Below are 12,077 nucleotides of genomic sequence, written 5' to 3' on the forward strand. Positions count from 1 at the left end.
TGGACAAGCAGATGCGGGCTCTGGTCGGCGGGGGCCCGGCCCGCGCGCCGCGCCCCCGCGCCCCCCCCCCGCCCCCCCCCCGCCGCCCCGCCCGCCCCCCCCCCCCCCCCCCCCCCCCCCCCCCCCCCCCCCCCGCCCGGGCGTCTCAGACCCGTACGGTGTCGCGCACCGGCTCGGCCGGCTCCTCGCCCTCCAGGCTCGGCAGCCTCGAAAGGCCGCGCGGGGTACGCCAGTTGCGCTCGCCCAGCAGCAGCATCACGGAGGGCAGCAGCACCATCCGTACGACCGTGGCGTCCAGCAGCACCGCGACGGCGAGGCCGACGCCCATCTGCTGCATGTCCTGCATGGACAGCGTCCCGAAGACCGCGAACACCGCGACCATGATGGCCGCCGCCCCGGTGACCGCCCCGGCCGTGCGGCGGATGCCCGTCTCGATGGCCGACCGGTTGTCGAGGCCGCCGCCGCGGGCCTCGCGGATCCGGGAGACGACGAAGACGTGGTAGTCCATGGAGAGGCCGAACAGGACGACGAGGACGAACAGCGGCATCCACGCCTCGATCGCGCCGACGCCCTCCGAACCGATGAGCGACGCGCCCCAGCCGTGCTGGAAGACCGCGGTCATCACCCCGTAGGAGGCGGCCACGGAGAGCAGGTTGAGGACGATGGACGTCACGGCGATGACGTAGCTGCGGAAGCAGAACAGCATCAGCAGGAAGGTGACCGCCGTGATGAAGGCGAAGACGGGGACGATGCCGCGCCGCAGCTGGTCGTTGAAGTCGACCGATCCGGCGGTCTCCCCCGTGACGTGGGTCTGCGCCCCGGTCCCGTCGAACGCGGCGGGCAGGGTCTTCCCGCGCAGTTCGGTGAGGTCGGTCTTGCCGTCCGGGAGGGGGATCTCGATCTCGGCGACGTTCTTGTCGCGGTGGACGGTGACGTCCTCGAAGCCGCCCAGGGCCTTGGTGACCTCCGGGGCGGTGATGTCGGGCGCGGTGACCACCACGAGAGCCGGGGCGGGTCCGCCGGGGAAGCTGTCGGTGATGCGGGTGTGGGCGATGGAGAGCTGTGCGTCGGAGCCGAACTGCTTCTCCAGGCCCAGGGATTCGGTCTTCATGCCGAGGGCGGGCGCGGCGAGGGCGAGCAGCAGGACGAAGGCGGCGACGGCGAAGGTGCGGGGCCGGGCGAGGACGGGGCCGAGCAGCCGGCCGGTGATGCGGCCGCTGCCCGTGTGGCCGTGCTTGGCGCGGCGGTTCAGGAGCGGGATGCGGCCCGCGTCGATGCGGTCGCCGAGCCAGGAGAGCAGGGCAGGCAGGACGGTGACCGAGCCGAGCATGGCGATGAACACGACGATGATCGTGGCGAGCGCGAAGCCCTTGAACAGCAGGAGTCCGGAGAGGAACATGCCGCCCATCGCGACCATCACGGTGAGACCGGAGACGAGGACCGCGCGGCCGCTGGTGGCCGCCGCGATGCGCAGGGCGGTCTCGGCGTCGCGCCCGGCGGCGCGTTCGTCGCGCTCGCGGCGCAGGTAGAAGAGGCAGTAGTCGACGCCGACGGCGAAGCCCATCAGGAACATCACCGAGTACGTCGTCTGGAACAGGTGCAGTTGGTGGCTGGCGATCGACAGGAGGCCGAAGGCGGCCATGCAGGCGGTGAGGGCGAGCCCGACCGGGAGCAGGGCGGCGACGATCGCGCCGAAGGCGACGACGAGGATGCCCAGGGCCAGCGGTACGGCGGTGAACTCGGCCTTCTTGAAGTCCTCGGCCAGCAGGTCGCCGAGCCACTTGCCCGCACTGGCCTCGCCGAACTGGTGGATCTCGACGTCCGGGTGGTCATTCCCCACGGCGGCGACCGCGTCCAGGACGGGCTGGATCCGGTCGGAGGAGGTGGCGGCCTCGCCCTTCATCTCGAAGGCGATCAGACCGTCCTTGCCGTCCTTCGAGGGGACGGGCGGGGCGATGTTCTGTGCCTCGCCGGTCTCCCGTACGGCGGTGGCGAGGGCCTCCGCGGCCGGCTTCCAGTCGTCGGCGGCGGGGGCGGAGACCATGACGAGTTCGCCCGCGGGCTTGTCGAGTCCGGCGTCGAGGAGGATCTGCTCGGCGCGGGCGGACTCGCCGGCGCCGTTCTCAGCGTTGGTCATCTCGACCATGCCGGTGGCTCCGCCGATGCCCGTGGCGAGCACGACGAAGAGCAGCCAGCCGAGGACGGCGGTCTTGCGGTGGTGGGTGCTCCACACGCCGATGCGTGCGGCGAGGTTGCGCCTCATGGGTTTCTCCCCCGGGTGTGAGCGTCAGGCGTAAGCGCCGGATAAGCGCTTCGGGACGCTTCGAATCTAGGAACGGGGCCCGGTCCGCCCCGGCCGTCGAAGCCCCCGGTCGCCGAGGCGTAGGGGGCGGGTCGGGGGGTGGTGCCAGGTACACCCCCTTCGGGTGGCGGACCGGCTGACGCGGCGGGGCGGGCCCGGGCGAGACTGACACCCGGATCGGGGATCGGCCCCGCTCCGGTGAGGGGAGTGGGGGATCACGATGAACGTGCTCTCGGGACGGCTACGGCCGTCGATGCTGGCGGCGGGGCGGGGGCTGTTCCTGTCCGTGGTCGGCCTGGCGGTGTCCATCACACTGTTCGTGCTCGCGGTGGTCTCGATCTCCTTCATCCTGCTGGGCATCGGCGTGTTCACCACCCCGGTGGTGCTGGAGGCGGTCCGCAAGCACGCCAATCAGCGGCGGCTGTGGGCGATGACCTGGTCGGACGTGCGGATCCCGGTCCCGTACCGGCCTTTCCCGAAGGACCTGCGGCCGGGTGTCACCGGACAGGTGGAGCGCACCACGCTGCTGCTGAAGGATCCGGCGACCTGGCGGGATCTGCAGTGGCTGCTGATCGACATGACCGCCGGCACGGTGCTGGCGGTCCTGGCGGCGGCGCTGATGATCTACCCGGTGGAGGGCCTCGTCCTGGCGGCGGGCCTGTGGCGGGTGTTCCGGGACGATCCGTACTGGTACGGGTTCGTGCCGGTGGACAGCCAGGCGACGGCGTTCGCGGCCCTGGCGCTGGGGATCGTGCTCTTCCATGTCGGGCTGCGGGCGAGCAGGCCGCTGCTGCGCCTGCACTTCGTGCTCGCCCGTACGGTGCTGGCGCCCACCCAGGACCAGGAGCTGGCGCAGCGCGTGGCGCGGCTCACCGAGACCCGGCACGAGGCCGTGGACACCGCAGCATCCGAGCTGCGCCGCATCGAGCGGGACCTGCACGACGGTGCGCAGGCCCGGCTGGTCGCGATGGGCATGAACCTGGGCACGATCGAGGCGCTGATCGAGAAGGACCCGGCGCAGGCGAAGAAGCTGCTGGCGATGGCCCGGGAGTCGTCGGCGGAGGCCCTGACCGAACTGCGTGACCTGGTCCGCGGCATCCACCCGCCGGTCCTCGCGGAGCGGGGTCTCGGCGACGCGGTCAAGGCGCTGGCCCTGCGGCTGCCGGTCGCCTCCGAGGTGACGGTCGAGCTGCCCGGGCGGGCGGAGGCCCCGGTGGAGTCGGCGGCGTACTTCGCGGTCAGCGAGGCCCTGACGAACACGGTGAAGCACGCGGAGGCGACGCGGATCTACGTGGACCTGCACCACGCGGAGGGGATGCTCCGGATCTCCGTGACGGACGACGGCAAGGGCGGTGCGGTCATCGGATCGGGGTCCGGGCTGAGCGGAATCGAACGGCGACTGGGTACATTCGACGGCGTCCTGGCCGTCAGCAGCCCCGCGGGCGGTCCCACCATGGTGACCATGGAGATTCCTTGCGAGTTGTCCTAGCCGAAGATCTCTTCCTGTTGCGCGACGGCCTGGTGCGCATGCTGGAGGCGTACGACTTCGAGATCGCCGCGGCTGTGGAGACCGGGCCCGAACTGACCAAAGCGCTGGCGGAGTTGGAGCCGGACGTCGCCGTCGTCGACGTCCGGCTCCCGCCGTCGCACACCGACGAGGGCCTCCAGTGCGCCCTGGCCGCCCGTCGGGCCCGGCCGGGGCTTCCGGTGCTGGTGCTCTCGCAGCACGTGGAGCAGCTGTACGCACGGGAGTTGCTGGCGGACGGCAATGGCGGCATCGGCTACCTGCTGAAGGACCGGGTCTTCGACGCGGACCAGTTCATCGACGCGGTACGGCGGGTGGCGGCGGGCGGCACCGCGATGGACCCGCAGGTCATCTCCCAGCTCCTGTCGCGCCGTTCGCAGGACGAGCCGATGGGCGGCCTCACTCCGCGCGAGCGGGAGGTGATGGAGCTGGTGGCGCAGGGCAGGTCGAACGCCGCCATCGCCTCGCAGCTGGTGATCACGGAGCGGGCGGTGGCCAAGCACACGTCGAACATCTTCGGGAAGCTGGACCTGCCGCCGTCGGACGACGACAACCGCCGGGTGCTGGCGGTGCTGGCGTATCTGGACCGCGGCTGAGCCGGTTCCCCCCTCGCTCAGCCGCTGAACCAACCCGCCCCGTCCAGCCGGAACGCGCCGCCGGGGGCCATCGTGCGGAGGTCCTGTTCCAGGGCGGTCAGCCGCTCCTCGCCGAGCGTCCGGGCCCACTCCGCCCGCAGCCGGTCGAAGCCCTCGGCGGACCGGGCCAGCAGGTCGACCCCGTGCGGGGTGAGGTGGATGAGGGTGCGCCGGCCGTCGCCGGGGTCCGGGGCGCGATCCACGTAACCGAGGGCCTCCAGCTTCTCGACGGTCTTGCCCGCGGCCTGCTTGGAGACCCCGAGCCGCCGCCCGATCTCGCTGATGGCCGCGCCGTCGCGCCCCACCGCCTGGAGGGCGAAGCCGTACGCGGGGCGGGTCTCGGGGTGTCCGTGCTCGGCCAGGTCCCGGTGCAGGGCGTCGATGATCGAGCGGAAGCCGGCGAAGAGCAGCAGCGGCAGCTCAAAGCCGTTGCGGGATTCGACAACCTGGTTTACCTTTTTTTCGTCAACCATGTTGTCGACCTTATCTCTGCGAGAGGTTCGCCATGCCCTTTGCCGATCTCACCCCCGAGACCGCCCCGCCCGCATCCCGGCGCGCCATGGAGGCGGTGACGGAGCGGCTGGGCCACCTGCCCTCCGCCGTCGCCCGGCTCGCCGCCTCGCCCCACGCCTTGGACGGCTTCCTGAAGATCAGCGCGATCTTCGAGTCCTGCACCCTGGATCCGCTCTCCCGCGAGGTCCTGATCATGACGATGGCCACGCGCAACGACTGCCACATCTGCGTCGCGATGCACACCGCGAAGCTGACCTCTCTGGACGCCGACCCGGCGCTCGTCGCCGCCCTGCGCGACGGCACGGAGGCCCCGCTGCCTGACGAACGCCTCGAAGCCGTAAGGCGGTTCACCCTGGCGGTGCTCGCCTCGGCGGGGGCGGTCGACGACGCGGCCCTGCGGGACTTCCTCTCGTACGGCTACACCGAGCAGAACGCCCTCGAAGTGGTCCTGGGCATCGGCGCGTACACCCTGTCGACCCTGGCCAACCGGCTCACGGGAGCGCCGGTGGACGAGCAACTGGCCGCGTTCGCGCGCTAGTCGGGGCGAGCAGTCGGGGGCGGGCTGAACGGATCGGACTCCCCGTCCGTATGGGACGTCACGCTTCTCCCTCGAAGCAGAGGAGTCCCATGCGACGCACATCGCGCAAGAAACGTTCCACGCTGGCCAACCGGGCCATCGCCGCCTCCGCAGCCCTGATCCTGGGGGGAGGCGGTCTGGTCGCGGTCAATGTCTACGCCTCCGCGGGAGAAGGACCGTCCGGTTCTTCTCCGCCCACCCGGACGCAGAACGCGGGCCGTCAGCTGTCCACCATCGACTGTCCCGAAGCCGTCAACGGACTGCCCGAGGTGCCGGATCAGGCACGCGGGGAGGTCGACCGCGAACTCGCGGCGATGGATACCCAGATCACCGACGCCTACCGGCAGTTCGCGGACCGGAAGGAGCAGATAGCCCGGGATCCCGGGCTGGCGGAGAACGCCGTGCTCGGCCCGTTGCGCAGCAAGCGGACGGCGAGCCTCGACCGGATCGGCATCGCGATCGGGCGCGTGGGCGAGCGGCCGACGGGGCTGGAGAGCCTGGCCGGGTGCAGCCTCCGCGCCGACGACAGCCGCCCCGGGAACGGAAACGGCGGCGGTGACGACACCGGTGACAGCAACGGCAACGGTGGCGATAACGGTGACGGCGGTCAGGACGACGGCCAGGGCCAGGACCAGGGCCAGAATCAGGGCCAGAACGAAGGGCAGGGGCAGGACCCCGGCCAGGACCCGGGCGGTCAGGACCCCGGACAAGGGGAAGGCCCCGGGCAGGACCAGGGCCAGGGCGGCAACGGGCCCGTGGCCGCCGATTTCGTCGATATCCAGTCCGTCCAGCCAGGCGTCGACCGGCCCCGCCAGCGCCGCGGCGCGTCCCGGGGCACCTTCACCACCGACTGCGGCCGTAATGAGAACGGGAAGTTCAACCCGGACAACGTCATCGTCGCGCCCGGCGTGAGCAACGGCGCGCACCATATGCACGATTACATCGGCAACCAGGCCAACGACGCCTTCGCGAGCGACGACGATCTGGCGAACGGCGCGACCACCTGCCGCAACCAGGGCGACCGGTCGACCTACTACTGGCCCGTCCTGCGTCTGCAGAACGGGCAGAACGAGGACGACGTGGACGCGGACGGCGGCGGCCGGGACCAGAACGTCGGCGAGATCCAGACCCCGTCGCAGGTGACGCTGAAGTTCGTCGGCTCGCCCGTCGGCAGGGTCACCGCGATGCCGCGTTTCCTGCGGATCATCACCGGGGACGCGAAGGCGTTCACCAACGGCGACGCCAATGCCAACGCCTCGTGGAGCTGCACCGGATTCGAGGACCGCCAGTTGACGGACAAGTACCCGATCTGTCCCGAGGGCAGTCAGGTGGTGCGGACGTTCGCCTTCCAGAACTGCTGGGACGGGCAGAACACCGACAGCGCCAACCACCGCACCCATGTGGCCTTCGCGCAGGACGACGGGCGGTGCCCGAACGGCTTCCGGGCGGTGCCGCAGCTGGTGCAGCGCATCGTCTACGACGTTCCGCCGGGGCCCGGCTTCGCCGTGGACTCGTTCCCGGAGCAACTGCACAAGCCGATCACCGATCACGGTGACTTCATCAACGTCTTCGACGACCGGCTGATGAACAAACTGGTGCGGTGCATCAACGACGGCCGCCGCTGCCGCTGACGCGGCGCGTGCGGCCCCCGTGAACCTGCGCGGTCAGCCCGGGTGGTGACCGGAGTGCCCGTCCTCGCTCCCCCCTCCGCCACTGTCCCCCGAGTGGTGAGGCGAGGCGGTCTCCACCGTCCCCCCGAGCCGGCCGCGCAGCGCCGCGACCACGCCCGGGGCGCCGACGGCCACCCACTGCCGTCCGACGAGGTACGAACCGCCGTAGTCCTTGGCCTCGTTGATCCACTCCCGCTGCCCGCGGTCCGTGGCGAAGGTGGTCAGTACATAACGTCCTTCGGAAGTCTTGCAGTTGGCCTGCCGCAGCTCGGCCGCGTCGGTCTGCACGTTCGGGTCGCAGCCGGCCCTCTTCGCCAGCTGTTCCAGCGTGCCCGTCGCGGCCGGCTTCGGCGTGGGCCGCTGCCGCCCCCTGCCATCGTCGGCCGATTCCGCACTGCACCCGGCCAGGAGCAGAATTCCCGCCAGGGCAAGGGAAGTTGCCCCGCAGCGCCGCACGTCTCGCCATTCCGGTTCTGTCGCCATCGGCCCATCCTGCACTCGAATTCGGCCTCAGGGGTGGGCTACGGCAAGACTCACCAGATAAGCCTCCTCGACCTCGCCGTCCGGGAAGAGAGCGGTCAGCAGGGCCCGTTCGCGGTCGAAGAAGTCGCGGACCGCCACCGGGTCGCCGATGAGGAAGTCGGAGTGAGTGGCCATGTTGGCGATATGCGCGTCCGGCGGTACGCGACGGCTCCAGGTCACCTGCCGGGTCCGGAAGTCGAGCCCGTCGGGCAGCACGGCACGGTAGCGGGCGCGCATGCCGGGGACGGCCGGGATGTCCACCCCGAAGAAGACGCGCATCCGGTTCTCCTGGTCCACCAGCCACTCCACGGCCGGGTCGCCGTCGTTCCACCACAGGGCGAGCGCGCCGCCCGGCCGCAGCACCCGGCGGGCCTCGGGTATCGAGCGGGCGCGGTCCGTCCAGTGCCAGGCCTGGGCGTACGTGATCAGGTCCATGGAGTCGGTCCGCAGGGGCAGGTTGTTCCCGTCGCCCCGGACCAGGGGCACGTCCGGCAGGCTCCGGGCGAACTGCTCGGCCATGCCGTCGCCCGGCTCCACCGCGGTGACCCGGGCCCCGCGCTCGTACAGCCGGGCCGTGCCGAGCCCCGTGCCCGCGCCGACGTCCGCGACCCGGGCTCCGGCGAGCGGGATCCCGGCCAGCTCCTCGATCGCGGCGAACAGGGCGGGCGGGTAGGACGGGCGGTGGGCGTCGTAGGCGGCGGCGATGGCGTCGAAGGATCGGGCCTGCACAGGTTTCGTCACACAGCGATCATCGCCCGACGCCTCGCGGAGTCGCAGGGAAAATCCCTGCACGCCTCTGGTCCGCCCCCATACCCGTCAGTACATTGACAGCATGTCTAACACGCAGCCAGCGGCGGTCGCGTCGGAGCGGACGCCCCTCAAGGCCCGCAAGGTGTCCTTCGCCTGGGAGAAGACCCCCCTGCACTGGGTGCCGGGCGACCCGTTCACCACGCACACCATCAACGTGCTCCATCTGCTGCTTCCGGCCGGGGAACGCTGGTTCATCCACGTGTACCGGCAGATCCTCCCGTACATCCACGACGACCAACTCCGCGAGGACGTCATCGGGTTCATCGGGCAGGAGGCCGTGCACTCGCAGGCGCACGACGATGTGCTGCCGCACATGCGGGAGCTGGGGCTCGACCCGACCCCGTACACCGCGCAGGTCGACTGGTTCTTCGAGAAGCTGCTCGGGGACCGGACCCTGCCGCCGGGACGGGCCTCCCAGTGGTGGCTGATGGAGCGGGTGGCGATGATCGCGGCGATCGAGCACTACACCGCGTTCCTGGGCGACTGGATCCTCAACGCCGAGGCCCTGGACCGCAAGGGCGCGGACCCGACGATGCTGGACCTGCTGCGCTGGCACGGGGCCGAGGAGGTGGAGCACCGGTCGGTGGCCTTCGACGTCTTCATGCACGTCGACGGCGGCTACCGGCGGCGCGTGCGTACCTGGGCGGCGGCGTTCTCCGCGCTGGTGTTCCTGTGGCAGCGCGGTACCCGGTTCTTCATGGAGAACGACCCCACGCTGCTGGACGGCAAGGCGTCCTTCAAGGCGTTCCACGCGAGCGGGAAGCAGGGCACGTTGCCGAGCACGGGCTCGATCCTGCGGTCCGTCCCGAGCTATCTCAGCCGGTCCTACCACCCCTCGCAGGAGGGCAGTACGGCCCAGGCCGTGGACTATCTGACCCGCTCCCCCGCCGCCCTCGCCGCCGAGACCGAGACCACGAAGGGGGCCTGACCCATGGCGCTGCCCCGTCTCCGTACCGTCGTGCTGGCCTCCAGCGCCGCCCTGCTCACCCGACGCGCCCTGAAACGCCGGATCGCCCGGTCACCGCTGTGGCCGCTGCCCGCGCTGCCCGAGCCGATATCGGGTCACTCCAAGCGGCGCGCGACGGCGGTCCGCAAGCTGCTGGTCACCGGGCGGACCGTGGTCGCCGAGGGGGTGGTCCAGCTCCGGCTGGAGGGGCCCGGCCTGCCGCCCTGGTCGCCCGGGGCCCATCTGGATCTGGTGCTGCCGTCGGGTCTGGTGCGGCAGTTCTCGCTCTGCGGCGACCCGGCGGACACCGGGGCGTACACGGTGGCGACCCGGCTGGTGGCGGACGGACGGGGCGGTTCGCGGGAGGTGCACGAGCAGCTCCAGGAGGGTTTGGAGGTGGAGGTGCGCGGGCCGCGCAACCGCTTCCCGCTGGCCGAGGCACCGGGTTACGTCTTCGTCGTCGGCGGCATCGGGATCACCCCGGTCCTGCCGATGCTGCGGGCGCTGGCGGCGTCGGGGGCCGAGTGGCGGCTGCTGTACGGGGGCCGGTCGCGGGCGTCGATGCCGTTCCTGGAGGAGATCGAGAAGCTGGGCGCGGACGGGGACCGGGTCACGGTCGTCGCCCAGGACGAGGCGGGCCACCCGGACATCGCCGGGGCGCTGGCGGACCTCGCGCCGGGGGCGGCGGTCTACTGCTGCGGCCCCGAGCCGCTGATGGACGCCGTCGCCGCCGCGCTCCCGGCCGGACACCCCCTGCACCTGGAGCGGTTCTCGGCCGCCACGGACGACACGGCGCGCACCGGCCCTTTCGAGGTGGAACTGCACCGCAGCGGCCGGACCGTGCGGGTGGCGGCCGGCCAGTCGGTGCTGGCGGCCGTCCGCGAGGAGGTGCCGTACGTGGCGTACTCCTGCGAGCAGGGGTTCTGCGGGACCTGCCAACAACGGGTGCTGGAGGGCGAGATCGACCACCGGGACGAGCTGCTGACCGAGGACGAGCGGGGCGACTCGATGCTGATCTGCGTATCGCGGTGCCGGGGCGAACGTCTCGTCCTGGACCTCTAGGGCCTGTGCCTCCGCGCCCCGGATAGGCTGTTGGCATGACGACCGGGGTGCGGCGCAGGATGGGCGTCGACGAGCGCAGACAGCAACTGATCGGCGTCGCGCTGGACTTGTTCAGCCGCCGCTCGCCCGAGGACGTGTCGATCGACGAGATCGCCGCCGCCGCGGGGATCTCCCGTCCGCTCGTGTACCACTACTTCCCCGGGAAGCAGAGCCTGTACGAGGCGGCGCTGCGCCGGGCCGCCGACGAGCTGGCGGCCCGCTTCCTGGAGCCCCTCGAAGGGCCCCTGGGGACGCGGCTGCTGCGGGTGATGGGGCGGTTCTTCGACTTCGTCGACGAGCACGGCCCGGGCTTCTCGGCGCTGATGCGCGGCGGGCCCGCGGCCGGCTCCTCGACGACGAACGCCATGATCGACGGGGTGCGGCAGGCCGCGTACGAGCAGATCATCACGCACCTGGGGGTGAGCGAACCGCCCGCCCGGCTGGAGCTGGTGGTGCGCTCCTGGGTGTCGCTCGCCGAGTCGACGGCGCTGATCTGGCTGGACGGGCGGCGCATTCCGCGCGCCGAGCTGGAGATGCAGCTGGTGCACGACTTCGCGGCGCTGGCCGCGGTCAGCGCCGCGTACGACCAGGAGATGGCGGGCATCGTGCTGCGGGTGCTGTCCCAGGAGCCGGCGGACGGGCCGTTCGGGGAGCTGCTGGCGCGGCTCTCCGCGTTCGCCCCGGATGTGCCCGCCGTGCCTGCCCAGCGACTGCCGGAGCCGTAGACCCCGGCGCAGCGCCTGCCGAAGCCGCAGGAGCGCTCAGGCGGGCAGGCCGTTGCGGTGGGAGACGCGGCGGGCGGCGGCCAGCAGGGCGTGGATCTGCGGGCCCGCCTGGTCGATCTCGGTGACCGGGCGGGGGAACGGCAGGGTGACGTCCTCGTGGGTGCGGGGGTATTCGAGCCGCAGGGTCACCCCGTACCGGTTCATCGCGAGCGGCACGGCCCGAGTCATGCCGCGCTCGGGGCGGGGGTGGACGAGGCGCAGGAGCAGCGGGACCAGCTCGGCGTGGTCGTCGACCAGATGGGTGAGCATGCCCGCCTCGCAGGCGGCGATCGGGTCGGTCTCCGCCTCCTCCAGCTCCTCCAGGGTGACGAACGTGCGCCCCTCGGCGTCCTCCAGGACGGCCTGCCCGAACTCCATGCAGGTGGACTGCTCGGTGTCGGTGCTGTACGGGGCGGCCAGCAGCCCGGTGACCGTGACGCGGGCGCGCAGCCGGTCGCGTACGGGGGTGGGGGCGATGTCCGTGAACTCCAGGCGGGCCGGGACGCGTTCGGCGCTCGGCGCGTGGTTGCCGTCGTTCGGGGCGTGCAGGTGGATGTGGCCCATCGCGCCCGTGCCGTCGAGGCGGCGGACTTCGGTGTGCAGGCCGTCGCTGACCACCGTCATGGAGTGGGCGACGGTCAGGATCGACCGGACCCGCTCGGCGCGGGTCGGCTGCGTGGCGCGGGGGCGGGAAAGACGCATCCGAGTTCTC

12 protein-coding genes are annotated in these 12,077 nt (G+C 71.8%); 7 read left to right on the plus strand and 5 right to left on the minus strand.

Features of this window, described 5'->3' with window-relative positions:
- Window positions 1-145: 145 nt before the first annotated feature.
- Window positions 146-2,263 (minus strand): MMPL family transporter, encoded by a 2,118-nt coding sequence (locus JS521_RS06305; protein WP_205081729.1) that lies wholly within the window; start codon window positions 2,261-2,263, stop codon window positions 146-148.
- A 259-nt stretch (window positions 2,264-2,522) separates the two neighbouring features.
- Between JS521_RS06305 and JS521_RS06310 the strand changes: the two genes are divergently transcribed.
- Window positions 2,523-3,791 carry a sensor histidine kinase gene (locus JS521_RS06310; protein ID WP_205081730.1) on the plus strand — a complete coding sequence of 423 codons (1,269 nt, stop codon included), beginning with the start codon at window positions 2,523-2,525 and terminating at the stop codon, window positions 3,789-3,791.
- Window positions 3,776-4,423: a LuxR C-terminal-related transcriptional regulator gene (locus JS521_RS06315; RefSeq protein ID WP_205081731.1), complete on the plus strand. Its 648-nt coding sequence runs from the start codon at window positions 3,776-3,778 to the stop codon at window positions 4,421-4,423. The genes JS521_RS06310 and JS521_RS06315 overlap by 16 nt, the downstream gene beginning before the upstream one ends.
- A gap of 17 nt (window positions 4,424-4,440) precedes the next feature.
- On the opposite strand, the gene JS521_RS06320 is transcribed toward JS521_RS06315, so the two are convergent.
- The gene (locus JS521_RS06320) at window positions 4,441-4,935 is read right to left on the minus strand and encodes a MarR family winged helix-turn-helix transcriptional regulator (RefSeq protein WP_205081732.1); all 495 of its coding nucleotides are present in this window, start codon (window positions 4,933-4,935) and stop codon (window positions 4,441-4,443) included.
- Between the two features lie 32 nt (window positions 4,936-4,967).
- On the opposite strand from JS521_RS06320, the gene JS521_RS06325 reads away from it, so the two are divergent.
- The gene (locus tag JS521_RS06325) at window positions 4,968-5,513 is read left to right on the plus strand and encodes a carboxymuconolactone decarboxylase family protein (RefSeq protein WP_205081733.1); all 546 of its coding nucleotides are present in this window, start codon (window positions 4,968-4,970) and stop codon (window positions 5,511-5,513) included.
- 89 nt (window positions 5,514-5,602) lie between these two features.
- The gene (locus JS521_RS06330) at window positions 5,603-7,183 is read left to right on the plus strand and encodes a DUF1996 domain-containing protein (RefSeq protein ID WP_205081734.1); all 1,581 of its coding nucleotides are present in this window, start codon (window positions 5,603-5,605) and stop codon (window positions 7,181-7,183) included.
- Between the two features lie 33 nt (window positions 7,184-7,216).
- Here the strand turns inward: JS521_RS06330 and JS521_RS06335 are convergent, their stop codons facing one another.
- Both JS521_RS06335 and JS521_RS06340 read right to left on the minus strand, forming a co-directional pair.
- A complete protein-coding gene (locus tag JS521_RS06335) occupies window positions 7,217-7,705 on the minus strand; it encodes a hypothetical protein (protein WP_205081735.1) in 489 nt (162 codons plus the stop codon).
- Window positions 7,706-7,732: 27 nt separating this feature from the next.
- On the minus strand, window positions 7,733-8,485 hold the full coding sequence (locus tag JS521_RS06340) for a class I SAM-dependent methyltransferase (RefSeq protein ID WP_372448558.1): 753 nt from the start codon (window positions 8,483-8,485) through the stop codon (window positions 7,733-7,735).
- A 91-nt stretch (window positions 8,486-8,576) separates the two neighbouring features.
- On the opposite strand from JS521_RS06340, the gene JS521_RS06345 reads away from it, so the two are divergent.
- From JS521_RS06345 to JS521_RS06355, 3 genes are read left to right on the plus strand one after another with little or no spacing between them, the layout of a single operon-like run.
- On the plus strand, window positions 8,577-9,482 hold the full coding sequence (locus JS521_RS06345; RefSeq protein ID WP_205081736.1) for a metal-dependent hydrolase: 906 nt from the start codon (window positions 8,577-8,579) through the stop codon (window positions 9,480-9,482).
- Between the two features lie 3 nt (window positions 9,483-9,485).
- Window positions 9,486-10,562, plus strand: coding sequence for a PDR/VanB family oxidoreductase (locus tag JS521_RS06350; RefSeq protein WP_205081737.1), 1,077 nt, complete (start codon window positions 9,486-9,488; stop codon window positions 10,560-10,562).
- Window positions 10,563-10,597: 35 nt separating this feature from the next.
- Entirely contained in the window at window positions 10,598-11,326 is a 729-nt protein-coding gene (locus JS521_RS06355) for a TetR/AcrR family transcriptional regulator (RefSeq protein WP_205081738.1), read from the plus strand.
- 36 nt (window positions 11,327-11,362) lie between these two features.
- Here JS521_RS06355 and JS521_RS06360 read toward each other — a convergent pair whose 3' ends face one another.
- The gene (locus JS521_RS06360; RefSeq protein WP_205081739.1) at window positions 11,363-12,067 is read right to left on the minus strand and encodes a DUF2470 domain-containing protein; all 705 of its coding nucleotides are present in this window, start codon (window positions 12,065-12,067) and stop codon (window positions 11,363-11,365) included.
- Window positions 12,068-12,077: the final 10 nt, after the last annotated feature.

It is taken from the genome of Streptomyces durocortorensis (genome assembly GCF_016901035.1).
Taxonomy (GTDB): Bacteria; Actinomycetota; Actinomycetes; order Streptomycetales; family Streptomycetaceae; genus Streptomyces; species Streptomyces durocortorensis.